This window comes from Ideonella sp. A 288 (genome assembly GCF_002198735.1).
Lineage (GTDB): Bacteria > Pseudomonadota > Gammaproteobacteria > Burkholderiales > Burkholderiaceae_C > Pseudaquabacterium.
The window spans coordinates 11,759-36,707 of the sequence record NZ_MWLO01000135.1 but is presented as its reverse complement, the minus strand read 5'-3'; the positions used below and the strand labels follow the sequence as shown (position 1 = coordinate 36,707).

Annotated in this window: 22 protein-coding genes and 2 pseudogenes; 18 read left to right on the top strand and 6 right to left on the bottom strand. The window is 67.6% G+C overall.

Features of this window, described 5'->3' with window-relative positions; all coding sequences use genetic code 11:
- Positions 1–10: 10 nt before the first annotated feature.
- The 4 genes from EOINJALH_RS19270 to EOINJALH_RS19260 form a co-directional block, all read right to left on the bottom strand.
- Positions 11–3,409 carry an SUMF1/EgtB/PvdO family nonheme iron enzyme gene (locus tag EOINJALH_RS19270; protein WP_144290094.1) on the bottom strand — a complete coding sequence of 1,133 codons (3,399 nt, stop codon included), beginning with the start codon at positions 3,407–3,409 and terminating at the stop codon, positions 11–13.
- A gap of 120 nt (positions 3,410–3,529) precedes the next feature.
- Positions 3,530–6,721 carry a TIR domain-containing protein gene (locus EOINJALH_RS19265; RefSeq protein ID WP_158219815.1) on the bottom strand — a complete coding sequence of 1,064 codons (3,192 nt, stop codon included), beginning with the start codon at positions 6,719–6,721 and terminating at the stop codon, positions 3,530–3,532.
- Positions 6,705–7,691 carry a hypothetical protein gene (locus tag EOINJALH_RS31885; protein WP_158219814.1) on the bottom strand — a complete coding sequence of 329 codons (987 nt, stop codon included), beginning with the start codon at positions 7,689–7,691 and terminating at the stop codon, positions 6,705–6,707. The genes EOINJALH_RS19265 and EOINJALH_RS31885 overlap by 17 nt, the downstream gene beginning before the upstream one ends.
- A 65-nt stretch (positions 7,692–7,756) precedes the next feature.
- A complete protein-coding gene (locus tag EOINJALH_RS19260; protein WP_158219813.1) occupies positions 7,757–9,160 on the bottom strand; it encodes a toll/interleukin-1 receptor domain-containing protein in 1,404 nt (467 codons plus the stop codon).
- A gap of 340 nt (positions 9,161–9,500) precedes the next feature.
- Here EOINJALH_RS19260 and EOINJALH_RS19255 point away from each other — a divergent pair, with 340 nt between their 5' ends.
- The 3 genes from EOINJALH_RS19255 (at position 9,501) to EOINJALH_RS19245 (ending at position 12,511) form a co-directional block, all read left to right on the top strand.
- Positions 9,501–10,082: a toll/interleukin-1 receptor domain-containing protein gene (locus EOINJALH_RS19255; protein WP_158219812.1), complete on the top strand. Its 582-nt coding sequence runs from the start codon at positions 9,501–9,503 to the stop codon at positions 10,080–10,082.
- Positions 10,075–12,060 (top strand): KGGVGR-motif variant AAA ATPase, encoded by a 1,986-nt coding sequence (locus EOINJALH_RS19250; RefSeq protein WP_088283043.1) that lies wholly within the window; start codon positions 10,075–10,077, stop codon positions 12,058–12,060. The genes EOINJALH_RS19255 and EOINJALH_RS19250 overlap by 8 nt, the downstream gene beginning before the upstream one ends.
- A gap of 208 nt (positions 12,061–12,268) precedes the next feature.
- Positions 12,269–12,511 (top strand): AlpA family transcriptional regulator, encoded by a 243-nt coding sequence (locus tag EOINJALH_RS19245; RefSeq protein WP_088283041.1) that lies wholly within the window; start codon positions 12,269–12,271, stop codon positions 12,509–12,511.
- A 3-nt stretch (positions 12,512–12,514) separates the two neighbouring features.
- Here the strand turns inward: EOINJALH_RS19245 and EOINJALH_RS19240 are convergent, their stop codons facing one another.
- The gene (locus EOINJALH_RS19240) at positions 12,515–12,814 is read right to left on the bottom strand and encodes a hypothetical protein (protein ID WP_088283039.1); all 300 of its coding nucleotides are present in this window, start codon (positions 12,812–12,814) and stop codon (positions 12,515–12,517) included.
- Between the two features lie 215 nt (positions 12,815–13,029).
- Between EOINJALH_RS19240 and EOINJALH_RS19235 the strand changes: the two genes are divergently transcribed.
- The 14 genes and pseudogenes from EOINJALH_RS19235 (at position 13,030) to EOINJALH_RS19175 (ending at position 23,687) form a co-directional block, all read left to right on the top strand.
- Positions 13,030–13,323: a hypothetical protein gene (locus EOINJALH_RS19235; protein ID WP_088283037.1), complete on the top strand. Its 294-nt coding sequence runs from the start codon at positions 13,030–13,032 to the stop codon at positions 13,321–13,323.
- Entirely contained in the window at positions 13,295–13,600 is a 306-nt protein-coding gene (locus tag EOINJALH_RS19230; RefSeq protein ID WP_144290092.1) for a hypothetical protein, read from the top strand. Before EOINJALH_RS19235 ends, EOINJALH_RS19230 begins: the two co-directional genes overlap by 29 nt.
- Entirely contained in the window at positions 13,557–14,339 is a 783-nt protein-coding gene (locus EOINJALH_RS19225; protein WP_158219811.1) for a helix-turn-helix transcriptional regulator, read from the top strand. The genes EOINJALH_RS19230 and EOINJALH_RS19225 overlap by 44 nt, the downstream gene beginning before the upstream one ends.
- A 31-nt stretch (positions 14,340–14,370) precedes the next feature.
- Positions 14,371–15,450, top strand: coding sequence for a fatty acid desaturase (locus EOINJALH_RS19220; RefSeq protein WP_088283031.1), 1,080 nt, complete (start codon positions 14,371–14,373; stop codon positions 15,448–15,450).
- 491 nt (positions 15,451–15,941) lie between these two features.
- Entirely contained in the window at positions 15,942–16,304 is a 363-nt protein-coding gene (locus EOINJALH_RS19215; RefSeq protein WP_088283029.1) for a hypothetical protein, read from the top strand.
- An 18-nt stretch (positions 16,305–16,322) separates the two neighbouring features.
- Positions 16,323–16,817, top strand: a complete 495-nt coding sequence (locus EOINJALH_RS19210) for a lytic transglycosylase domain-containing protein (protein WP_088283027.1) — start codon at positions 16,323–16,325, stop codon at positions 16,815–16,817.
- Positions 16,818–16,867: 50 nt separating this feature from the next.
- A pseudogene (locus tag EOINJALH_RS32860) lies at positions 16,868–17,073 on the top strand (TrbC/VirB2 family protein); the annotation flags it as partial.
- A 1-nt stretch (position 17,074) separates the two neighbouring features.
- The coding region (locus EOINJALH_RS32855; protein ID WP_255407133.1) for a VirB3 family type IV secretion system protein at positions 17,075–17,251 on the top strand (177 nt) is incomplete at its 5' end.
- Entirely contained in the window at positions 17,235–19,730 is a 2,496-nt protein-coding gene (locus EOINJALH_RS19200) for a VirB4 family type IV secretion/conjugal transfer ATPase (protein WP_088283025.1), read from the top strand. The genes EOINJALH_RS32855 and EOINJALH_RS19200, both read left to right, overlap by 17 nt.
- A complete protein-coding gene (locus EOINJALH_RS19195) occupies positions 19,727–20,155 on the top strand; it encodes a hypothetical protein (protein ID WP_088283023.1) in 429 nt (142 codons plus the stop codon). The genes EOINJALH_RS19200 and EOINJALH_RS19195 overlap by 4 nt, the downstream gene beginning before the upstream one ends.
- Positions 20,156–20,169: 14 nt before the next feature.
- Positions 20,170–21,219 carry a type IV secretion system protein gene (locus EOINJALH_RS19190; RefSeq protein ID WP_088283021.1) on the top strand — a complete coding sequence of 350 codons (1,050 nt, stop codon included), beginning with the start codon at positions 20,170–20,172 and terminating at the stop codon, positions 21,217–21,219.
- 26 nt (positions 21,220–21,245) lie between these two features.
- Entirely contained in the window at positions 21,246–21,941 is a 696-nt protein-coding gene (locus EOINJALH_RS19185) for a type IV secretion system protein (RefSeq protein WP_088283019.1), read from the top strand.
- 37 nt (positions 21,942–21,978) lie between these two features.
- Complete coding sequence (locus EOINJALH_RS19180) at positions 21,979–22,749, top strand: virB8 family protein (RefSeq protein WP_088283017.1); 771 nt, start codon at positions 21,979–21,981, stop codon at positions 22,747–22,749.
- 23 nt (positions 22,750–22,772) lie between these two features.
- Complete coding sequence (locus EOINJALH_RS19175; protein WP_234413929.1) at positions 22,773–23,687, top strand: TrbG/VirB9 family P-type conjugative transfer protein; 915 nt, start codon at positions 22,773–22,775, stop codon at positions 23,685–23,687.
- Between the two features lie 274 nt (positions 23,688–23,961).
- Here the strand turns inward: EOINJALH_RS19175 and EOINJALH_RS32850 are convergent.
- Positions 23,962–24,186 (bottom strand): annotated as a pseudogene (locus EOINJALH_RS32850) (hypothetical protein); the annotation flags it as partial.
- A gap of 52 nt (positions 24,187–24,238) precedes the next feature.
- Here EOINJALH_RS32850 and EOINJALH_RS32845 point away from each other — a divergent pair.
- On the top strand, positions 24,239–24,949 hold a 711-nt coding region (locus EOINJALH_RS32845), incomplete at its 3' end, for a TrbI/VirB10 family protein (RefSeq protein WP_310732320.1).

Sequence of the window (24,949 nt, the reverse complement as noted above, 5' to 3'; positions counted from 1 at the left end):
TACCCAGGGATCAGGGTTCATGAATGGGGCAGCACACGACACGGAAACCCAGGTTGTTGTTGCGGCCGCCAGGGGTGCTCCAGCTGCGAAAAGACGCGCGGCAGAACGTGGAATGGACGCTCCACGAGCCGCCACGCACCGCCCGCCGCGCACCCTCATCGCTGGCAGCTTCAGATACGGCATCGGCGTCTATGCTGTCGGTGAAGGCGCTGGATGTCCATTCCCAGACATTGCCGGCCAAATCGACGAGGCCCTCGTCCGAGTCGCCACCCGGAAACACGCCGACCGGACTCGTCCTGCGCAGATGCACAGGGTCGGCGTTGATCTGCCAGCGGTCAGGGTCGGCATCGCCGGGCCAGGGCCAGCCTCGGCCCGTGGCGCCCGCGGCGGCCCGCGCCCATTGGGCTTCGGTTGGCAGACGCACAGGCAATCCGGTTTGCGCGGCCAGCCAGCGCAGATAGGCCTCGGCTTCGTAGACGCAAATGCCGACCACCGGCTGGAGCGGTTGGCTGAAGTTGGGGTTGTGCCATTCCTGCGGTTCGGTGCAATGCTTCGCGCCATACCACCGATCCAGTTGATCCAGGCCTTCCTGTTCGCTCCAGGACGCATAGGTCCGAAAGGCATCGATGGCGGATTCGGTGAGGTTTGGAAACCGCGCGACAGTGCCGCCAAAGTCGGTTCGCAGGTCCGCGAAGACCTGGGCGTATTGCTCGATCGACGCCTCGTCGCGCAGTTCGCCACGCCGCCATTTCTGAGCCACCTCACCCACCCACCAGTGCTCGTTCGCGTAGCCTCCAGCCTCGACGAAGCAGGCGTACTCGGCGTTCGTCACCGGCGCAAAGGCCATCTCGAATGGGGCCACTTCGATGTCCGCCGCGGGCCCCTCATCCGGTTCCTCTGGCGAGTCGCTGCCGATGGCAAAAGTCCCCGCCGCAAATCGCACCCAGTGCGCTCGCCCAGGGATGAGGCAGCGGTCGCCCTGCGGCCCGTACATCGTCACGTAGCGCGGGTCTCCAAACGGCCCCAGGGCTTCCGCGGCTTCGATGCGCAGGCGCAGGTCGGTGGCCGGGTCGCGGCTGCGGGCGAGCAGCGCGCTGCGCAGTGGCGCCAGTGCCTGCACACCGGCCGGTGAAGCTTGCAGGGCCGGCAACACCGTAGCCGCGGCGCGCCCGGCCAACGGCAGATTCAGGCCCTGCAGCAGTCCGATCCAGGGCAGCGGGTCGCGTTCGAACTGCAATGCCAGCTTCACCGCCTCTTCCCAATGCGTGGGATCGGGGCCGGGCAAGGGCTGCTGCACACCCAGCTTCGCCACGGTCTCGCCCAGGTCGGGCAGCGCAGGGGCCTGCAGCGGTGGCCATTCAGCGGCCGGCCGCTGCGGCAGGCCGCGCAGGCCGCGGCCGGCAAAGTACTCCTGCCACAGTTGGTGCGTGAAACGCAGGTCGGGCTCGCCGCTGTGGGCGTCGACATCGCCTTCGCCGATCAGGTTCAGCGCGTGCACAGCAGCCAGCCAGACGGCAGGCCCGACCGCCGGTCGGCCGGCGGCGACGGCTGTGTCGTGCAAGGTCTGCACGCGTCCCAGCAAAAGCGGCCGGGCCAGGCTGACGGCGCGGCCGCTGCGGTGCATCTGCTGGGCGATGGCGTCCAGCCAGGGCACCAGGCAGCCGCGCTCCGGCAGGGCCAGCGGCGCCTTGCGCCAATGGTCGCCGGCCAGGCGGCCGAAATCGTCGACGGTAAGCAGGCCCGGCGCCGTCAGCGTGCCCTTGGCGCGCTCATTGCGCAGGCGCAGCCAGAACAGGCCGCTGAGCAGTTCGGCGCGGTCGTGCGCCGGGCGTTGCAGGTGGCGGAACAGTTCGCACTGGCTGGCCAGGTTGAAAGGCAGGCTGCACAGGCTGAGCTGATGCGGGTCGCCCGCGATCGCCGGCCACAGCCCATTGCCTTCGCCCAGCACCTGCTGGCAGTAGGACTGCATCTGGTCTCGGGTCCACGGCGACACGGTGATCTGCCGCACCTCGAACCCGCTGCTGGCCATCGGGCTCTGGTCGAGCGTGCGGACGCTGAACAGGGGCGCCAGCCGCGCGCCGGCGGCCTGCTGCGCGGCCCAGTCGGTCCAGGCATCGACGGCGCGCACCTGCGCGTCGCGGTCTGGGGCCCTGATCTCGTTCAGGCCATCCAGCAGGCAGCGCAGGCGCACGGTCTTGTGCATCTGGTCCAGCGGCGGCAAGGCCGGGTGCTGGGCGGCCCAGCGTTCGGCCAGCCATTGCGCGGGCGGCGGGCTGGCACTGCTGTATTCCGACAGGCGCTGCCAGAAGCAGACTTCGGGCGCACGCGCCGCTTGGGCATCGGTTTGGTCACCGGGCTGCAGCGCCGCCAGGGCCGCCAGCGCCGTCGTCAGTTCGTGGTGCTGCAACAGGGTCGATTTGCCCGACCCCGGGTCGCCCACCAACACCCAGGCCGCGACATCGGGGTTCTCGTCTAGCAGCCTGGCCAGGTCGTCGTAACGGCCCTGGTCGCCCTTGCCGGTATCGGGCCCGAAGCGCGGGCCGTCGAACTCGAGCCCCTTGTCGAGCAACAGGGTCAGGTTGACGAAGCGCCGGTCCAGCCGCCCGCCTTCGCGCGTGGCCCACTGGGCATGACGGCGCAGCAGATGGCCGCGCAGGCCTCGGACGGGCTCGGTGAGCAGGGGCTGGAGTTGCTCGTCGGTGAGGGGCGATGGTGTGGTGCCTCCGGTGGGTGATTGCAGCAAGGCGGCCAGCAAGGCCTGCTGGGTCGGCGTCAATTGCTCCGTCGTCGTGGCGATGGCGGACGTGCCGGTTGGACCTACGGTGTCCAACTGGCGGCGAACCCAGTTCCGCAGCAACGGCCGCAGTTGCAGAGCCAGATCGGCTGGGTCGGTGAAGTAGTTTGGGCGGCCTTTCAGCGACTCGATGAACTCGGTCACGCGCAGGCTGTCATTGGAGATCAGGGCCTGCTGCGCCTTGGTCATCCTGGGGTCGATGGGCAGGTGCTGCGCGTGGCGCCAGACCCAGATGTCCTTCACGGTGCCGGCCGCATGCCCCAGCAGGCCTTGGGAGACTTCCCATTCGGTGCAGTGCCAGGGTCGCATCGCAGGCGACTGGCCGAAGGTCGTCTGGTCGTCCAATGTGCTGCCCATGGTGTGGCCGAAGAGGCCGATCACGAGATCGCAGTCCTTGGGGTGCGCAATCTGCTCGACAACGTCGATCTGGCCACTGTGGGTGGCGGACATCACCGCACGACGGGCCGGGTCGGGGTCATCCCACCGATAGAGCACCAGTTCCGCATCCCGCAGATCGGCGTTGACCTCGCGAACGGCCGCGGCTGCATGCATGCGCGCCACCAATGTGTCGGCGCTGGGCGATGCCAGAAAGATGCGCAGGCGCGGGCGGGTCATGGTCCTCCATGGGGTGCCATGTGGCGACGTCCCGTTCGCCCTGCCGTGGTCACCCTTGTTTGACGGCATGATGCCATGCAGCGCACCGCAAACCGCGAGGCACCATGGGCATGGCCGGCCTCAGAACGGGATGGCAAAGCGCCAATCGCGCGGCAGTGGCGTGCGGTCCCGGGCACGCTCGCGCTCGACGTAGCGCGAATAGGCGTCGTCGGCCGACTCGTTGAGCAGAGCCTCGCGTTCGGTTGGCGACAGCGCTGCCGACGTGGCGCGCTGCAATGCGGCCTGTACGCCTGGCACGGTGAGCAGCACACGACGGATCAGGCCGCTCTCGGCAACCACGGTCACCGACGGCAGATCGGCATCGGGAACGATGGCCACCACGCTGCTTTCCATCGGCACGTCGGCCAGTTGCTTGCGGCTTTGGCCGTCCCACACGCGAACCCGCCCATCCATTCCGCCTCCTGTGACGAGTAGCGTGCCCTGGCGATCGAGGTGCAAGGCACCGATTGGGCCAATGTGTGCCGTATCGACGCGTCCAGCCAGGGCCGATTTGCTGCCCGGGTGTGCGGTGTCCAGACGCCACAGCCGACCGGTGGACGAGCCGGCCAAGGCCCGGTCGCCCAGCAGCGTGCAGCTTTCCATCCAACCGTCGTCGCCCTGCCAGACCGCCATGCCGGCGGCGTCGAACGAGGCCGAACTGAACATGGCCTTGCGGTCCTTCGAGCCACTCAGCACGCGGCCCTCTTGGTCGTCGATGGCCAGGCACAGGACCTCATCGGTGTGCGCCTTCAGGACCTTGCGTTGTACGACTCCTGCAGCCAGATCCCAGCGGACCACCGAGCCGTCGGTCAACCCGGCGGCGATCCAGCGCCCGCTTTCAGACACGGCCAGGGCCTCGGTCGGGCTGGGCAGTGCCACTGCATCCAGCACCCGAACGCCTTGCCGGTCGGCCAAGCTGAGCCGCTGTTGGCCGTCGATGAACACCATGCCCTTCAGCTTCGGGTTGAAGGCGTGTCCTGTGCCCACGGCGCAAAGTCGCAGCGGGGCCGGCTGTGCGCTTGTGGCAAGTTCGTCCCAGCGCCGCACCAAACCACCCTGGCTCGCGGACCAGAAGGCACCGCCTTCCGCTTCCACATGCAAGAGCCCGATGGCCCGCGGCCGCTTGTCGTCGCCACATTCGTCGGCAGCGCTCCATTCGACCGGTTGTGCTTCGAGCCGGCCCTGCGGGAACACCAGCACCCGGCCATCCCCGGTGCCCAGGGCCAGCGTGCGGGTTCGACGATCGACGGCGGCGGCATACAGGCGGGCCGCCACGCGGGTGGCGGTTGCGCCGGCACGCTCGACGGTCCAGACGAACAGTTCGCCGTCGTCACCGGGTGTGGCCAGCCACCGGCTGTCGTCGGACCACACCATGTCCTGCGCACCGTCGTGGCCCGTGAGCAGGTGCGGCTCTTCGGCACGGCCGTCGGCCATCTGCCAAAGCTGAACCCCGCGGCCAGGCTGCAAGGTGGCCAGTTGCTGCCCGTCGGGCGACCAGGCCAGGTGCGCAACCTCGAACGATTCGGGAGACTTCTGCGCGCTGCTGCGGTCTGCGCCCAGCCGATAGAACAGCAGCCGATGTTCCAGCACACGCAGAAGCTTCAAGCCCGCCCGCGCGTAGACCGTGACCGCTCCATCGGCCGTTACCACGGCCAGGCGCGCACCGTCGGGCGAGAACGCCGCGGCGGTGACCTTGGCGTTGCCCGGCAGGCGCTCCAGGCGCACGCGGTCGGTGCCCATGTCGCCCACGAACAAGGCGTCGCCAGCCTGCACCGCGAGGGCGCCCTGCGCGCCCGCGACAGCGCCGTGCACGATGCCGGCGTCACGCAATTGCGCGGTCACGTGTTCGTCTGGCATGCGCATGGCGACGCCTTCGCGCACCGCAAAGCGCCAGAAGACGCCGAGGTTGCTGACGCCGAACCACGAATGCGGTTCACCGCCTGCCGACCAGGCGGCGGCGATGGCGGAGTCAGTGCGCAGCACCCGCGCGGCCGGCATGCCGGCATCGTCAAATTCGCACCCATAAACCTGTGCCTTGTAGCCGGTGATCAACGCCGCACGGCTGTCGGTGCTGACGTGCAGGTAGCGTGGATCGTCGGCCAGCGTCATGCATGCGCGTGAAGGGCCACCGGCCCGCAACTGGCGAATCTCGCCATCCTTCAGTCCCAGGGTCGTGACCGTGCCGCCTGCGCTGACAACCGCATCGGCAACCGCCACGGCCCCGGCCGACGCCAGTTCCTGATCGGGCCCGATGCCGATGGCGGCGCGCCGCAGCACGTGGCCCCGCTGATCCACCGTGACGGCGAAGCCATCAGCCGTCAAACGGCCGGTGACCAGGCGATGCCGGTGCCCGCGCAGGCGCGCGCGTGCGATGGGCTTGTCGAGCAATCGATGGCCCACATCCAATGCGTCGGCCGGCGCGCGCTGCGCAGCGGCTTCGGCAAAAACCAACGCGGCCGTCAACGGCGACGCGCTGGCTTGTGCATCGGCAATGCGGATCAGAGACGCAGCGGCGGCTTCCTCGGCACGGACCGTGGCTTCGTGGAACTGCCAGCCGGCCACGGCAGCGCCAACCACCGACACACTGGCCGCCGCAAGTCCCCAAGACAGCAGGCGCCTGCGTCGCGAAAGGTCTTCGCGCTGCCAGATGGTTGCCAGATCGGATTGCGCATCGTGCGGCCATTCCAGCAAGTCGAGCGCCAGACGAACCAGTTCGTCTTCGGCATTGCGCACCAGCGGTCCGCGAACGCCGCGCCATTCGCGCAGGTCGTACCAGATATGGTTGCGGTGCAGGCCAGCCTGGATGGCCGCCGGAGGCACCACACCGCTCGGATGGCCCGAGGGGTCGTCGCCCGCAGTGACGGCCAGCAGCACTGCTGCCGCGCCCTTGTGGTGCAAGGTCCATTCCAGTTCCTGCTGTACCCAGGGCGAGGCCGCCGATTCCGGCGAACACAGCACCAGCAGTCGGCGCGAGCGCTGCAACGACTGTTGGATGCGCTGCCAGATGGCATCGTCAGCCGACAAGGGCGTGGACAGTACCTGGCGGAAATCGCTGCCGTCCCGGCACACCCTCAACGGTCGCAAGGTGGTGCCGCTGGGCGCCAACCTGGCGTGAAAGGCTTCGAGAAACGATTCGACCCGGCGGCTGACCCAATAGTCGCCGCGGGTCGAGTAACTCAAGAAGGCGTCGAAGTCGTGTGCCGTCTGTGCAACCGAACCCGAAATCGCCTCCGCAGGCGCCGCAGCGGCCAGCTCGTCAGGCAGGGAGTTCATCCAACCCCAGCCTCGTCTTGATGCCGCGCAGCACCAGTTCCACCGCCCGTCTAATGTCGCGCGTGGCGAGCAGTTCGCGGGTCTCGTCGTTGGACAAGCCGGTGTGCAGGTTCGACGCCAGTTTCGGTCGCGCCGCCTTGATGCGCCGGTGCAGGGCATCGAGGCAGGCTTTCGTCGACATGACACCCACAGGTAAGTCGGTCGCAGAGGCGGCGGTTCGCAGCGTGGCCAGTTCGGGCGTGCCGGCCTCCTGCCACGCCACGGTCAAGGCGTCTTGCCGCGATCTGGCCGGCGCCAGCAGCGCTTCGGCCAGGGCCTCGGCGGCGCCCCCAAAGCCCCCCAGCACGTAAAGCGGAATGCCTCGTTCCAGCGCCAGTGACGCCTCCTCGAACACGCCCGGAATGAAGCCGCTGTAGCCCTTGGTCTTGCCGCCCAGCACGATGCGCGCGCTCAATGGGGCGATGAACTCCTGCGTTGGAAAAGCCGGGTTCGCGATGAACATCCCTTGCGTTGCCAGGCGCCGCAGGCTGCTCAGACAGATGGCGGAATTGAGTCTTGCGCGATCACCGCCCTCGCCGGCCTGGTCATCGGCCACCTGGGCCGCGGGGGCGATGCCGGCCATGTGCTGGGTGATCCGCAGGACCCGGCAACAGTGAATCCATTGCGCCTCGATGCGTGGCGACAGCTTCAGGTAGTGCGGCCAGGCGCTGTGGTTCAGCAGCCGACCAATCGACTGTTCGGTTTCGCAATCACCCACGCTGAGGTCTTCCTGCTCGGCGCTGATCAAGCGCAGCAGGTCGTAGGTGAAGTTCTCGGGCCCCTCTTCCCAGTGGCCCGAATACGCGATGTAGCCGCCGCGGCGCAGCAGCGGTCGGGCCAGGCGCAGCAGCAGTTCGCGCAGATGTTCGAGGCCCATGCCGCGGGCCAGCAGGTGATCGCGCTCGTACGACACCGAAATGCCGACGGTCAATCTCGCGCTGCTGCGCGAAAAGTACTTGGCGCCGGCAACGGCGTTGGGTGAAGTGGACGAGGTACTCATGCCGCCGCCTGATCGAAGCAATGAAACGACACCCGCGGAAACAGTTCGTCCAGCACCGCCAATTCCAACCCCGACAAACCGCGGCCCGGGTGCAGCAACTGCACTTCAGCCAGGCCATCGCGCACCTTGGGAATGTGCAGCAAGGTGGTCGGGTCGGGCAGCCAGTTCAAGACCAGGGTGCCGGGCGACAGCTTCAGCGACCGGCCCAGCGCCGCATGAAAGGCCGCCAGCAGCGCATCGCGCAGCACCAGGGTCACGATGGTCTCCTCCTGGTCGGGCAGGCTGTCTGACCAGCGCACGGCCGTGGCGTTGCCAAATTCGGGCACGCCCAGGGTCTGGCGCCCGGGCTCGAGCGCATCCACGATCACCATAGGGTGCAAGCGCCAGTGTTCGGTCGTCATGGCGGCGGGCAGCGGTTCTTGCCATGGCCGCCTGAACAGCGACAGTTCGCGCCGGCACCAGGGGCGGCTGGCGTAGCGCTCGGTGCGCACCGCGATCATGGCCGCCGTCTGCTTCGACGCGACGTTGGACTGCAACACCTGCGCAAACACCGAGCCGAACGGAATGTCGTTCTCGTCGTAGAAGGCCGTGAGCTGCGTCTGGCTGTAGATGTGGTCGCGGATGCGCTTGGCCGGCGTGGTGCCGTCGGCCTTGGCATGGCTGAGGAAGATCGAGATCTTGGGCAGGCTGCCCTGCCCTGCGCTGTCACCGGTGGCCGGTGCGGTCGGGGTGGTCAGCATCGTGCGGCACAGGGTTTCGGTGAGTTGCTTCAGCATCGATCGCACGCTGGCTTCGAGCGCGGCGTCGCGCCTGGCGCCCTCGGGCTCGGTCAGGGGCAGTCCCGCGGGCCGCAGGAAGTTCAGCTCGCGAAGCGGCGCCGGCACGTTGTACGCGGTCGAATCCAGAGCCACCGGCACGAAGGCCCGCCGCACGGCGGGTTTGTCACGCGCCAGGGCGGTGAGCCAGTGGCGCCAGGTCATGTCGGCGATCATGTGGTCGTCGATCAGCAGGATCACGATCTGCAGGTTCACTTGGCGCGAACTCGGCGGCACGGGTTCACGGGTGGCTCGTCCGGCGCGCTGCTCACCGGGCAATGCCAACGGCAGGCCTCCTGCGGTGCCGCCGGGTTCTGTCAGGCTGCGGTAGTACACCTGGGGGCCCAGGCCATTGCCTGGCCGCAGCCAGGCGTAGATGCTCCGCGCCAGCGTTTCGCCGATGGTGCAGCACGGGTGCCAGAGCACATAGATCTCGGGGATCGGGCTGTCGGTCAAGGTGGAGCTCCTCGCTGGCCAGGGCGCCTGCGATCTTCGCTCGCCGCGGGCGCCGCCGGCAAGCCGCGGGGCCTGCGGGCCAAGGCTGCCTCCCCAATTGGGGGGGGAAACACCGATGCGCTCGTCCACTCCCGGTCCGTACAGAATCGCTCGATGACCGCTGCCGCGCACGAGGCCCATGCCCAGGTCGCCACGCCCTACAACGCTGCCGAAGTGCGCGGTGGTGTTCAGGGCGTGAGCGCAATTGATGCACCGGATGCCTGACTCGGTTCGTGGGGACGCGATGATCGCGGTGACCGCCAGACTGCAGGGCTTGACAGTGGTGACGCGCCATGTCAACAACTTCACGCCATTCGGCGTGGCGCTGGTTCTTCTGTTCAAGGGCAGGTGATTGCGGGAGTTCAAGGGCACCCGCCCGTCGGGCTATGCTACGGCGCAGATCGGGTCGCTGAACTGGGGAGGGCAGCACGTGACATACGCATACGACGCATTCTTTAGCTACAAGCGGGATCGGGAGAGTGACGCTTGGCATCGGCGCGTCAAAGACAAGATCGCTTATTGGCTGCGCCTGGAGTTGGCCCGCACAGACGTGAGAATCTTCTTCGACGACGAAGAGATACGCACTGGATCTCGCTTCAGCGCCAAGATTGCCGATTCGCTGCGGCGCTCAAAATGCTTGGTCTGCGTCTGGTCGCCGCTGTACTTTCGTTCGTCCTGGTGCTTGTCGGAATGGCAAAGCTTCCTCCAGCGGGAGGTCAACTATGGGGCACAGCTCATCATCCCGGCGTCATTTCACGATGGCGAGACTTTCCCCGACACCGCCAAAGCCATTCAGACTCTGGACTTCAGCGAGTTTGCGTCTACGATGCCACGCTTTTGGGACACTGAATCGGCGGTACGGTTTGAAGAATCGCGTCTTCGTCCCTTCGCTCGTGATCTGGCGGCCTTGATCCGCGCCGCCCCGCCGTACGACGAAGCGTTCCCTGTCCTGATCGCCTCGGAACACGACACCCAGCCGGAACTGCCCATCGGACGCATCGCCGATGTCTGAGCGCCTTGAATCGGACCGGGAACGCGCCCCGGGCATCGTCTACACCTTCTATTCCTACAAGGGCGGAGTGGGAAGGTCGATGGCGCTGGCGAATGTGGGGGTAATCCTGGCCTCATCAGGTCATCGGGTGCTGTTGATCGACTGGGATCTGGAGGCACCTGGCCTGGAGGCCTATTTCAGGCATTCGGCAAAGCTGAAGGGCGATCCTACAGCGGTCCACGGTGTCATTGATCTTCTTGAGGCGCATGCCGACGGGCGGCCGCTTGATTGGCGTGAGTGTTTGCTGAAAGCTGAATTCGTTGGCCATTCTCTGGACATCATCTCGGCAGGCAAGCGGAACGACGACTACCGCCACCGCGTGCAGCAATTGAATTGGGAAACCCTGTTCAGCGAACACCAGATTGGCAACTACATTGAGCGTTTGCGCAATGATTGGCGCGCTGCCTACGACTTCGTGCTGGTGGACAGCCGCACCGGCATCACCGACATCGGCGACATCTGCACGGTGCTGCTGCCCGATGTGCTGGTGCTGATGTTCGTCACGAACTATCAGAACGTGGAAGGCATCAAGGGCCTGATGGCGCGGGCGGTTCGTGCGAGATCAAAGCTGCCGATACAGCGGTCCAAGCTCCTGGGCGTGCCCGTGCCGGCACGCGACGAACGTGACCGCGAGTCCCAGAAATTTCAAGCCTGGCAGAAGATCTTTGCCGACGAGTTTGGCGAGCTGTATCGCGACTGGCTGCCGAAGGCTGTGGAACCGGCGGAAGCATTGCTGCGCCTGTTCATCCCGTACATTGCAAGTTGGAGTTTCGGTGAAGCGATTCCTGTGCTTGAAGGGCCGCGGGAACGTGCCGACCCGACTTCGCTCGGCGCCGCCTACTCACGCTTGGCCACACTCTTGGAGCATCACCTGGACTGGTCAGCGCTGGACGCGCGGGTTTCGCAATCGGAACTCGCGACCACCCGCCTCGAAGCCTCCAGCCAGCGGGAAGCTGCACGCGAAGCCGATCTGGCGAAGAAGCAATTGGAAGCGCAGTTGGTTGAAGCGAAACATGCCCAGTATGAAGCCTTACGGCACATGACGGCGCGAAGCAGGCGCGTCAAGTTCACAGCGGCAACGATGTTGGCAGTGCTCGTTCCGCTTCTGGGCATTGCGGTGCACGGTTTATGGTGGGTCGCGTCCAACAACCTGCCGGTCACCTATGTCTTCATGCCGATCAAGTGGACCCTGGGATCGCTGCCTGTGCCGGAAACCGTCGAGTTGAAGCCCAATCGATTCACCATGGGCTGCAAGCCGGGGCGCGATGTCGAAGTCGGTCAAAACTGCGCGAAGGCAGGGCTGCCGGCTGCGCGTGAGGTGACACTAGACAAGCCCTGCGACATCGGCAGATTCGATGTGACGTTTCTGGAGTACGACCACTACGTGTGGGACAGCGGCGGCAAGATCATCTACCCAACTGACCAGGGCTGGGGCCGCCACCAACGGCCGGTCATCAACGTCAGTTGGCTCGACGCCCAGGCCTATGTGGCCTGGCTCAGCCGGGCTACGGGCCAGCGCTACCGCTTGCCGAGCGAAGCGGAATGGGAGTATGCGGCGCGCGCAGGCAAGGAAGCGCGCTACCCGTGGGGCGACGAACCACCGGGCCAACGGGCCAACTGCGCTGACTGCGAAGGCGCGCCGGGGCGCACGACGCCGGTGGGCAGCTACCCCGCCAACGCTTGGGGTCTTTTCGACATGGCGGGCAATGTCTGGCAGTGGGTTGACGACCAGGCTGACCCAGGAGGCGAAACGAAGGGTCCTTTGCGCGTGCTGCGCGGTGGCTCCTGGGTCAGCGACGCCGGGGGCCTGCGCGCAGCCATTCGCAACGTCCTCGCACCCGAGTACCAAAGCGGCGGCGTCGGCTTTCGTGTGTGTCGAGTCTCCCCCATCGACAAGCTGAGCACCGGCGCGCTGGTCTCTGAACCGTTGAAGCGCTGACCACTGGACGCCGTGCTGCAGCGCCCAGGACTTTTCTCGATTCGCATTGCCGCCACGCGCAGAATCCAACGCCAGGGCGCACAAGGCAGCAGGATCCACTCCGCACCCGCCCACCTCAAAAAGCATCTGCCGATTTTTTGCTGCAATTCATCGCGCGAGACGCCCAGAGCCGTGCATAGACTGCCGACAACGAGACAAGGATGCCGCCATGCCTCAGCACATCGCCAGCGTCGCCGCTGCTGCCACCGCAGCCGCCGTCAACATCCTTCCCCAGCAGCATCTCCGCATGTCAGCCGTCGTTCGACTGACGGGCTTGGGGCGCTCCACGATCTACCGCCTCATCGCGGCCAAGCAGTTTCCGTCGCCAGTGCGACTGGCCGGCCGCGCCGTCGGCTGGCGGCGGGCAGATCTGGACCGGTGGAGCGAATCGCTGCCCGCCGCGGGCCACTGAGCGCTACGCGGCGAGTTTCAGCACCGCGCCAACGGCCAGCAGCACGACCAAGGGAACCGCAATGCGTGCCGTGATGAACCGGTACTGCCCGACGTCCCACATGGCAACCGACACGCAGCGCGCGCCGATCAAGACGCATGCCGCCATCAGGACCGAGCCGGCCAGGCCCGCGCTCAGCGGCAGGTGGTTCAACGCAGTGGCGACCAGGATCGGCCACAGGGCGGCATCGATCAGCGCCAGGGTTCGCCGCCCGCGCCAGTACGGTGCATCGGGACGGGGTGCTCGCGCGATGAGGATCCACATGTCCAACCTCCTTGCCGATCGGGGCGCGGTGACGGCAAGGTCACGGCCCCAGCGGCAGCACAGGCTTTCCAGCCTACGACAAGACCGACCCCGATTGGTACCGCATGGTTACCTCCTGTTTCCTGTGGTGGCATCCGCCACGCCGCTGGACAGGTGACCGACTCCGGCGTAAATATCGCGTTGCCGCGCATGCTCCCAAGAAAGTGAGGTGCCGCATGGAACTCGAAACGCCAGACGCCCAGTCTTGCCTCAGCTACCGCTGTCCGTACTGCGGCACCGTCGACGTGGACGCCTACGAGGTCTTGTCGCCGGGCGAGTCGGTTCGGCTGGTCTGCGATGGCTGCCGCGAGCACTTCAACGTCCTGGTGCTCGAGTGCCCGAACTGTGGCGACGAAACGGCGCACACCTGTCCGATCACACCCAGTGCATCAGACCTGCAGAAGCTGTCGTGCCAGCGCTGCCACCATGCGTTGATCGATGATGAAGACGACCTTCGCTCCATGGACTGAGGGCGAGAGACCCGAGGTCGTCACCGAGTGCAGTCCGGACGGCACGGTGACCGTGAGCCTGCAGTGCACGGCGGATGGCCTCTTCGTGCGCCGCATGGTGCAACGATCCGGCGCGGCGCGGGTGATGCAGGCCGCGCGATTCGGCACGCGCGCAGAGTTCCATCGATGGTGTGCGGCCGACGCCGCGCGCTTCAACTACCCCCTGCTGTCCGACAAGGTGACGCGCCATGGGGATGACCTCTTCGACATGCTCGCCCACGCGGCCCACTCTGGCTGAACTGGCAGCCGCCCCGGACTACGCCGGGCGGCTGGCGGCCATCGCCGGCCGGATCAGCGCGGCAACAGACGAGGCGCAGGCCCTATCCGTGCTGGCGGATGCGGCTGCGGCCATGGGCCTGGACGCGGCGGCATTTGTCAGCTTCGTGCACGACGACGACTCCCACGAGTCCTTCCGCTTTCTGCTGGCGTGCGATCCGGTCTGGTGCTTCGAGTACGAGCGTCGGGCCTGGTACGACGCCGACCCGTGGCTGCAGTACGCACTGCACCATTCCGAGCCGGCGCGAGACCACGAGATTTCGGATCTGTCGGAGGGGCAGAAGGCCGTCGTGGCGCTGGCCGAGCAGTACGGCTTCCGCTCGTCGCTGATCGTGCCGGCACCGTCGAGTGGCCAGCTGACTCGCATGGGCGTGCTCTGCCTGGGCTCGTCGACACCTCTGTTCTTCGACGATGCCGGTTACCCGGTGCTGAAACTGGTCGCTCGCGGCCTGGCCATGGAACTGCATGCCTGGTGGATAGAACGCATCAAGCGCGAAGTGATCTCGACGGCGCGGCTCACCGACGAAGACCTGGCCCTGTTGACACAAGAACGGCGCGGCATCGGCACCAAGACGATGGCGAGGCTGCTGCACATGTCGCCGCACGCGATCAACTCGCGCTTCCAGCGGATGAATGCCCGACTCGGTGTGCCCAACCGCAAGGCGGCGGCACAGCTCGCTGCCGAGTACGGCCTGATCTGACGATCACTCCGACTGCGGAGGAGGTGCAACCATGCGACGCCAATGGATCCAGGCCTCGGGATACCTGACGATCTTCCTGATGCCAGTACTTTTCCTGATCGGGGTGCTTATCCGTGAGCCCTGGCTGGCGTTCGGCGTCGTTGTGTTCGTGTTTCCGCTGGCGCGGCTGGTGGTTGGCTCGTTGCCGGCGGACGGACCGCCCGAGTGGCACGAACACGTGGCGACCGCGCTCGATCTGCTGCCGGCGGCCTATGTGCCAGCGCTGTTTGCCAGTGTGCTCATCGCCATGGGCACGGTGCTCGAGCAAGTGGGGTCTGATGTCGTGGCCTGGGTCGGACTGGGCCTCAGCCTCTGGATGACGCAGCTTTTCGCCACCTGTGTTGCGCATGAGCTGATCCACCGGCGCGACAAGCGATTCGCCATGCTGGGCCATGTGCTGGTCGGCTTTACTGGCTATCCGGCGTTGGGCATGGAACACCTGGCCCATCACGGCCGGCCCGGCAACACCGACCTGGCCGAAGTGCCGCGCAAGGCGGAATCGATGTGGCACTTCGCAGGCCGTCGGTTGACGCGCATCGTCGGCGAGTTGCTCGGCCATCGATCGCCGCTACGGCACTGGGGAGCTGGGCTGCCAGGTGTCGTTCGCACCCAGGCTGCCACGGCGACGACATTGGCCACCGCCCTGGCCTTCGCGCTGCTGGGCGGTTGGCGTGGCGCACTGCTGTACCTTGGTGTTGCAGCGGGCGTGGCCTTCGGCATCCAGCTCATCACCTTCATCCAGCACTGGGGTCTTGGTGACGATGACGTTGGCGACCGTGTCGGCTTCGGTCGTGGCTGGGAAGAAGACTGCCAGTTCCAGGCCTGGGTGACCCTGTCAATCAGCCTGCATGACCGGCACCACCAGGACAGCAGGTTGCCGTTCTATCGCCTGACCCTTGCGCCCGATTCACCACGCCTGCCGACCGGCTATGTGCTGCTGATGTTCGCCAGCATGGTGCCGCAGGTTTGGCAGTTGGTGATGCTGCCCGCGCACGCCCACTGGATGGCACACCCGACGGATCCGCGCTCGGCCGGCCGTCGCCTCACCTGCTTCGGTCTGCACAAGAGCTGAGGGGCCTTGAGCCTGCGATCGGCGCCGGCACTGCGGCGGCCGATCCAGGGAGCCGTGTCCAGCATCCCGGAAACCTGTCAGCGTCGCCGAACGGTGGCAACAGTCGGCGCGATGCGCACGGCCTGATTGCCGCCGCCCAAGCGTTTGGACGTCATCAGAGGGTTTGCGCAGCTTGCTGATTTCCAGTTGGATTTCATCGCGAGCACCGAGCACTTCGCGGCCTACATTGAACCTGCCTACCGCGCAAACCACCCGACAGGGACGGGACCGCGGTGAGACAGCAGGAGCAGATCATGCCGCGCCGACTCGACTCCACTCGTCGTCACCTTCACGTCGCTTCATCAGCCTTCTCGGGGCCTGTGGGCACTGGTCTGCTCTCCCTGTTCACTGCAGCGAGCCTGTCGACGATCGCTCCGCCAGCTCGCGCCGTTGACGGCTGCCTCGTCCTGCTGTGCTTCGCCGCGCCGAACTGGCGGGCGATCCCGCAGTGCGTGCCGCCGATCCGCCAGGTGCTGCGCGATCTGGCCCGCGGCCGCGCCTTCCCGCGCTGCGCGATGGCCGGCGCGGGCAATGCCGCCAGCCACTTCTGGACCAGCGCCCCCGAGGCCTGCCCGCCGCAGTACACGCGCGTCCACGAGACCGAGGGCGGCTGGGTCTACACGTGCCTCTACGACGGCCTGGTCACGGTCGAAATCGATGGCGCGCTGTGGTCGCACACCTGGTGGAACACCGATGGCGAGACCGTCACCGTGTTCTCGCGGGCGGCGCGCGCCCGCCTCGGCGCCTGGGACGCCGGTGTCGACCCCGCCCCGGTCGACCAGGTGGCGCAGCAACCCGCGCCGGCTCAGCCCTGATCGACTGTCGAGTCGGCCATGGACGCGACCACCTTCTCCGCACTGGCACTGGCCTGTGCACCCGCCGTGCACGCCAGCACCACCCACGCACTCGTCGCGGTCGAGAGCCGCTTCAACCCGCATGCCATCGGCGTCGTCGGCGGTGTGCTGGATCGGCAGCCGCGCACCCGCGCCGAAGCCCTGGCCACGGCGGAACGGCTGCTGGCAGATGGTTGGAACTTCAGCCTCGGCCTCGCGCAGATCAACCGGCGCAACTTCGACCGGCTCGGGCTGACGCCAGCCACTGCCCTCGACCCCTGCGCGAACCTGCGGGCGATGCAGGCCGTGCTCGACGAGTGCTTCGAGCGAGCGTCGCAGCGCGCTGCACCACAGTCGGCCTTGCGGCAGTCCCTGTCCTGCTACTACAGCGGCAACTTCGTCACCGGCTTCCGCCACGGCTACGTGCAACGGGTGGCACAGCGGGTCATGCAGGCCGCCGCGACAGGCCGACGCGTCAGCGGGGTGCCGCCGTGAGCCGGCGCCGCTCCCTGCCCTTCGGTCCACTCCCCTTCGAGGTCTCCATCATGCCCACGTTCGTTCGCTCCTCCATTCCGCACCAAACCCGTCTGGCCTGCACCGCACTGGCCCTGATGGCCACTGGGCTCCTGCCTAAACTCGCCCGCGCCCAGGGCTTCGACAAGATCAACACCACAGTCACCAACGTCAACGAGATCCTCGTGACGATCTCGATCGCCGTGGTCACGATCGCCATCATCTGGGCCGGCTTCAANGCCATCGCGCCGGTGCTGGCCTGGATGCGCCTGGCCACCGCCCGCGACGACCAGCGCATCCGGCAGGTCTGCCTCGCCACGAGGCTGAAGGTCCACGACCGTAACCGCCGGCTCTGGCAGGCGCGCAGCTACTCACCCACCCTCTACCGGGGAGCCCGCGATGCTTGGCATGCGTAGATCCGCTTCCGGCCGTGCTCGGTCCCCGCTCCCGCTGCTGCGTCCGCGCTTCTGGGCGCAGGCAAAGGCGGAGAACCCACTGACCCGCTTCGTGCCGTTCTCGTCGCTGCTCACCCCGCACGACGTGATCACCCGCGGCGGCGACCACCTGCGCGTCTGGCGTCTGGACGGTGTGCCCTTCGAATGCGCCGACGAGCCGGTGATGGCCGAGCGGCACGAGGCCCTGTGCAGCCTGCTGCGCAACCTGGCCGGCGGCCAGTGGGCCGTCTGGACGCACCGGCTGCACCGCGTCGTCGATGATGCGTTGCTGGTGCCGGCCCAGGTTGGCTTCGCGCGCGACCTCGCCGTCGCGTACCAGCGCAAGCTGGGCGAGCGGCGGATGATGGGCAGCGAGCTCTACCTGACCCTGGTCTTCCGGCAGCAGCCCTCGCGCATCAGCCGCGCGCTGCAGTCGTCCAGCCGCTCGCGCGCCGCCATCGCCGAGGCGCAGACGCGTGCGCTCGAAGTGATGGAAGAACGCTCGGCGATGGTCGCCCGTGTGCTGCGTGGCTACGGTCCGCAACTGCTGGGCGTGCGTGAGCAGCACGGCCGCCGGTACTCTGAGCTGGCCGAGTTCCTCGGCCACCTGGTCAACGGCTGCTGGCGCCCGGTGCCGCTGGCGGCCGGCCCGCTGTTCCGCACGCTGCCCACCACTCGCCTGTCCTTTGGCCTCGACAAGCTGGAACTCCGCCAGGGCGACCGGCGGCGCTACGCCGCGCTGGTCGACATCAAGGAGTACGCCGACGCAGTCGAGCCCGGCATCCTGAACGCCCTGCTCTATGAGGCCAGCGAGTTCATCGAGACGCAGAGCTTCTCGATCCTGCCGCGGCGCGAGGCCCTGCGCGCGCTGGAACTGCAGCGCGACCAGCTGATTGCCAGCGACGACGTGGTGGCCAGCCAGGTGGCCGACATGGACGTGGCACTGAACGACCTGGGCGACGGCCAGTTCTGCATGGGTGAGTACCACTACAGCCTGGTCGTCTTCGGCGACGACATCGCCGATGCCGGGCGCCGTGCGGCCCAAGCCATCGGCGCGGTGGGTGAAGCGTCGAGCCTGCAGATGTCGCCGGTGGACCTGGTCGCCGACGCGGCCTGGTTCGCGCAGATGCCGGGCAACTGGCAGTGGCGGCCGCGGGACGCCAAGCTGTCGTCGCGGGCGTTTGCGGCGCTGGCCAGCGGCCACAACTTTGCGCGCGGCAAGCGCGACGGCAACCCGTGGGGCGAGGCACTGGCCCTCCTGCGCACGCCCTCCGGCCAGCCCTTCTACCTGAACCTGCACTCGAGCCCCGAGGGCGAGGACTCGGCTGACAAGAAGCTGCCGGGCAACACGCTGATCATCGGCTCGACCGGCGTGGGCAAGACGACGCTCGAGATGTTCCTGCTGACGTTGACACGCAAGTGGGATCCTGCGCCGCGCCTGGTGCTGTTCGACCTCGACCGCGGTTGCGAGATCGCGATCCGCGCGCTGGGAGGGCGGTACTTCACGCTCGAAGCCGGCAAGCCGACGCATCTGAACCCGCTGCAGCGCGATCCGACCCCGGCGCGCGTCCAGTTCTGGGAGCAGCTGATCCGCACCTGCATCGCCACGCCGGCCTTGCCGCTGCTGCCGGTGGACGAGCGGGCGATCGCCGACGCCGTGCGGGCGGTGGCGATGATGCCGGCGCCGCTGCGACGCTTCTCCACGGTGCGGCAGAACCTGCCGAAGGCGGGTGAGAACAGCCTGTTCGAGCGCCTGGGCCGCTGGTGCCAGGGCGGCGCGCTGGGTTGGGTGTTCGACTGCGATGGCGCCCAGGCCGAGGATCGGCTGCGGGACCTAGAGTCGGCTCAAGTGATCGGCTTCGACACCACCGAGTTCCTGGACCTGCCCGAGGTGCGCACGCCGGTGATGATGGTGCTGCTGCAGGTGATGGAGGAACTGGTCACCGGCGAGCGGCTGATCTACGTGATCTCGGAGTTCTGGAAGGCGCTGGACCACGAGATCTTCAGCGACTTCGCCAAGCAGAAGCAGAAGACCATCCGCAAGCAGAACGGCCTGGGCATCTTCGACACCCAGAGCCCATCGGACGTGCTGCGCCACCCGATCGGCCGCACGATGGTTGAGCAGAGCGTGACCAAGATCTTCCTGGCCAACCCGGAGGCGGTGCGCGAGGAGTACATCGAAGGCTTCGGCCTAAGCGCCGCCGAGTTCGAGATCGTGCGCGGCCTGGGGGTCCACGGCGGCCACCGGTTCCTCGTCAAGCAGGGGCACGCCAGCGCGATCTGCGAGCTGGACCTCACGGGGCTGGACGACTTTGTCACCGTGCTGTCGGCCACCACCGACAACGTCCGGCTGCTCGATGCGGTGCGTGCGCGGCATGGGGACGATCCGACCCAATGGCTTCCAGCACTGCTGCACGCAGTGCACGAGCGCAAGGCGCTGGCTTCCAGGAGCGTGCCATGAGCATCCTCCGACAAGGCATCGGACTGGCGGTGCTCACCCTGGCCGCGACGGCCGCATCGGCCCAGTTCATCAAGGGCAACGAGGCTGTCCGGCTGATGCCCGATGGCTCGCGACGCTTCTACACGCCGCCCATGCCGAGCACAGGCCCTGCCAGCCAGTTCCGGCCTTGTGCAGCCGATGACGGCTGCCATGCCGGCGCCTGGCACATGGTCGAGACGAGCGACGGCCTTCGGGAGTGCACCGAGCCCTTCGCGCGGCCATCCACCTGCCGATCCTCGAGCTACGGCGCGCGCCGATTGGCGCGCCTGTGGGTCGCACGCAAAGGGTCGACATGGTTCTGGTGCCAGTACCCGGATCTGGGCAGCAAGTGCGTCGACATGCACGCCCGCCCCCCGTCGAACCTGCCGTACGACGCCGTTCAATAGATCGGAGGCTGATCATGTTTGCGTGGATGGGAGCGAAGTTCGATGACGTGCTCGACACCTATGTCCTCGACGTGGTGACGGCACTGATGGCCGCGATCACGCCGATCGCGTTGACAGCGATGACGCTGTGGGTGGCCCTCTACGGCTGGGCCGTGCTGCGCAACGAGGTGCCCGAGACGGTGCCCAGCTTCCTGTGGAAGGTCTTCAAGCTCGGGATGATCCTGGCTTTCGCGCTGCAGTCCGGCTTCTACATCGCCAACGTGGCGGACTCGGCCGATGCGCTGGCGATGGGCGTTGCCGGCACCTTCCTGCCGGACGGGATGGACCCCGCCACTATCGCCACGCCATACGCGCTGCTCGACAAGTTCAACGACGACGCCAACACCCAGGTGGCCGACATCATGAAGGAGGCCGGCATGTTCCGACTCGATCTGCTGCTTGCAGCGGCGATCTTCTCGCTCGGCACCATGGTCTTCCTTTGCATCGCGCTGTTCGTGGTCACGCTGTCGAAGCTGTTCCTGACCTTCGTGATCGCCGTCGGGCCACTGTTCGTGTTCTGCCTGGCGTGGCGGCCAACGCAGCGCTTCTTCGACAGTTGGCTGTCGATGGTGCTGAACGCCGTCGTGCTCACCTGGTTCGCATTCTTCGCGTTGGGCCTGAGCGCGTTCGTGGGCAATCAGATGTTCGTGGCCATCCAGGCGGGCGGCGGGTTCCTCGGTGCGGCGTTCAACGTCCTCGGCGAAGCCACGCGCTACTGCGTGCTGATGACCCTGATGGCCGTCATCTGCTTCCAGGCGCCGAGCCTGGCCTCGGCCCTGACCGGCGGCGCGGCGGTGCAGCAGGGCATCCAGATGATCCAGAACGCGATGATGGTGTCGGGGCTGCGCTCGGCATCGTCCGCGCGCGGAGCCGCCGGTGGTGCCGCGGCGGGTGGCGTCATCCAGGCCGGCGCCGGCCCTGCCTATGCCGCCGGTCGGGCTACCGGCGCGATGGCCCGCCAGGGCGCTGGCGCCGCCCGCATCGCTGCCTACAAGCTGGCCGCCCTGCGGGGCCGCCGGTCGTGATCCTCACTCAACACAGGAGCGTCACCATGCCCACGATCCTCAAATCCTCCGCAGCCATCGCTGTGGCATTCGCCTTCGGCACTGCCCAAGCCCAGGGCATCCCGGTCATCGACACCGCCAACCTGATCCAGACCATCCAGCAGGTGATCCACGACGTCACCAAGATCAAGAACCAGGTGCAGCAGATCACCCAGTTGAAGACCCACCTCGACAGCATCAACGGCGTGCGCAACCTGGGCAATGTCTTCAACAACCCGCTGCTGCGCAACTACGTGCCCCCCGAGGCCTACGCCTTCCTCAACGCCGTCGACGCCGCGGGCTATGGGGGCCTGAACGGCACCGCGAAGGCACTGCGCGATGCGGGCATGGTCTACAACTGCCTCGACCTGGCCGGACGCGCCCGCACCGCGTGCCAGGCCGTGCTGGCCCAGCCCTACCAGCAGAAGGGCCTGCTGCAGGACGCGATGAAGTCGGCCGCCGGACGCCTCGCGCAGATCCAGGCGCTGATGGGCCAGATCGACGCCACCGTCGACCAGAAGGCCGTGCAGGAGATCCAGGCCCGCATCGGCGCCGAGAACGCGCTGCTCGCGCACGAGATCTCGCAGGTGCAGATGCTGCAGGGCATGGCCGACAGCGAGGAGCGCATCGCCCGCTCGCGCGAACGCGAGCGCCAGTACGAGATGCTGGCCCGCCACGGCAAGTTGTCGGACTTCCTGCCGTAGCCAGGCGCCGATCCCCCAGTCCACCTGAGGTCACCCCATGAATGCCGTCCTGACGCCAGGAAGAGCCGCTGCATGGCCCGATCGCCCGCGCGACCAGGCCGATGCCGCGGAACCGAACACGCTCGAAGGCAACCGCGCCTGGGAGATCGACCGCGCGCTGATGCTCGAACGCTCCGAGCGACGCGCATGGACTGTCGCCGTTGCCGGCCTGGCGTTGGGCCTTGTCGGCATCGCCGCGGTCTTCGTCCAGGGGCCACTGCGCCGCGTCGTCGAGATCCCGATCGTCGTCGACCGCGTCACCGGCGAGGCCACGATCCAGCAGCGGCTGAGCGTCGAAACCATCCCGCCAATGGAGGCACTCGACAAGCACAACCTGGCCACCTTCGTGCGCGCCCGCGAGGGCTACAGCTGGATGTTCCTGCAGCGCGATTTCGACCAGGTCGCGCGGATGGCCGTGCCGGCGGTGTTTGCCGACTACAACCGCCAGTTCGAGGGCGACACGGCGCTGCAGAAGAGGCTCGCCGGCAGCGAGGACTGGCGCATCCACATTGTCGGCGTGCGCCTGGCGGCGTCGGGCCGCAACGGCAACCGCGGCGAGGCCACCGTCACCTACGACAAGGCCGTGCGGCTCACCGATCGCCATCTGCCCGAGGCGACTACCCGGCACGTGGCCAGCATCGTCTACCAGTACCAGCCTAAGGTGCTGGCCAAGGAGCGCGACCGGATGGAGAACCCGTTCGGGTTCGTCGTCACCGCGTACCGGTCCGACCCGGAGATCAACACGGCCGCGCCGGGAGCGAAGCCATGAACGCGATCGCTGGTCGATGGACCGTGCTGATCGCGCTCGGCACCGTCGCCATGGCGTTGGCCTTGGCCGCAGCGGCCGAACCAGCGACTCCGGATCCTCGCCTCCGCGAAGTGACCTACGACCCGCAGGCCGTCGTCACCGTGCCGGTCAAGCGCGGCGTCGTGACGTTGGTGATGCTCGGCGCTGACGAGGCCATCACCGAGGTCGCCGCGGGCCTGGGCGGCGACTGCAGCAAGCCCGACGCCGCCTGGTGCATCGCCGCGCAGCCGGGTGGGCGCAACCTCTTCGTCAAGGCCAAGCGCGCGGCCTCGGCACCGAACAACCTGGCCGTCGTCACCGACCGGCGCACGCATGCGTTCCGGTTCGTGGTGCTCGCGGACGGAGATCCCAAACCACCGGTGTACCGGCTGAGGGTCAAGGCGCCCGAGGTCCGGACTGTTTCGCCCTTGCGGCCGAGCCTCAGGGACCTGGCGCCGCTCGGGGCGCTGCCGGCCTTGCCACCACCACCCTCCTCCCAGGAACTCGTCGCCGAACGCCTGCAGGCCAGCCCGCAGGTGATGAACACGAACTACACGATCGCCGAAGGCAAGGGATCGCAGGACATCGTGCCGACGCTGGTCTTCGACGACGGCCGGTTCACCTACCTGCGCTTTCCGGGCAACCGCGAGGTGCCGGCGGTGTTCCACGTGCTCGGCGACGGCAGCGAGACCCTGGTCAACGCCCGGATGGAAGACGACCTGTTGGTCGTCGACCGGGTCAGCCGTCGGCTGATGCTGCGCGCCGGCTCTGCGGTCGTGGGCCTGTGGAACGAAGCCTTCGACATCGACGGCGTGCCGCCTGGTGGTGGCACCACCGTGCCGGGCGTCGAGCGCGTCGTGAAGGCCGACGGGGCTTTGCCGCGCCGCGCGGCGCCAGCATTGGAGCAACGCCATGACTGAGCGAACCAGCGACCGAAGCCCCGAACCGGATCCGGACCCCAACGCGATCTCGCCGCTGCCCGGCGAGCCCGGTATCCCAAACGTGGCCGTGCCGAAGCGCGCCTCGATGTCGAGGAAGGGGCTGCTGGCGGTTGCGCTGCCGACGCTCGCGCTGATCGCCATGGCGGCCTATGGCCTCCAACGGTTCGCGATCAGCAGACAGACGCCGGGTGAGCCGGACGAATCGAAGCTGTCGCGTGACCGGCCTGCGGCCGCCACGGCGGAGCCGCGTCGNAGCCATGCCGGCCGCCGTGGCGGCCAGCGCGGCGATGCCGACTGCGCCGCGCATCCCGGCACTGGTGCCGACTGCCGACGAGGTCGCCGAGCCGATCGGCGTGCGGCGCAGCGGGCAAGGCTCTGCGACATCGAGTGGGTCGAAGACCATCGCGCCGGAGGACGCGCCGGTCCTGCTGGTGTCGACCCGGCCTGGCGCTGCGATCGCCCAGTCGCCTGCTGCCACTCCGAAGGCGGAGGTCGACGCGCGACCCGAGCCCATCGACCCAAACGATCCGATGGCCGCCACCGCGCGCAACCTGCAGGACTACCAGAACCAGTTGCAGGGACTGCTGGACTCGCTGACCCGCAGCGCGGCCGCGGTGAGCGGCCAGCCTACCGAGCCGCTGGCATCGGGCGCCGCGTTGGGCTCGCAACTGCTGGGCGGCCAGGCCACCGGTTCCCACGCCGCCAGTGTCGCTGCCTCCCCCACCGCCGGCCTCTTCGGCGGTCAGCTCCTGGCCTCCTCCACCCCACGCGTCGCCGCCTCGATGCTCGGCCACCGCAGCCTGACCCTGCCCAAGGGCACGGCCTTCACCTGTGCGCTGAAGACCCGCGTCATCAGCGCCACCTCGGGCTTGGTCGGCTGCCAGGTGCAGCGAAACGTCTTCGGCGACGACGGCCGCGTGCTGCTGGTCGAGCGCGGCTCGCACCTCGACGGCGAGTACCGCATCGCCTCGGTCCGGCCCGGCATGGTGCGCATACCGGTGCTGTGGACGCGGATCCGCACGCCGCATGGCGTGACCGTCGACATCGATTCGCCCGCCACCGGCCCGCTCGGCGAATCGGGCATCGACGGCCATGTCGACAAGCGCTGGGGCGAACGCATCGGTGCAGCCATGCTGCTGTCGCTGATCGACGACGCGGTGCGGCTGGTCATCCAGAACCAGGCCACGGACACCAAGGCCGACACCATCGTGCTGCCCTCGACCACTGCCAACACCAGCAAG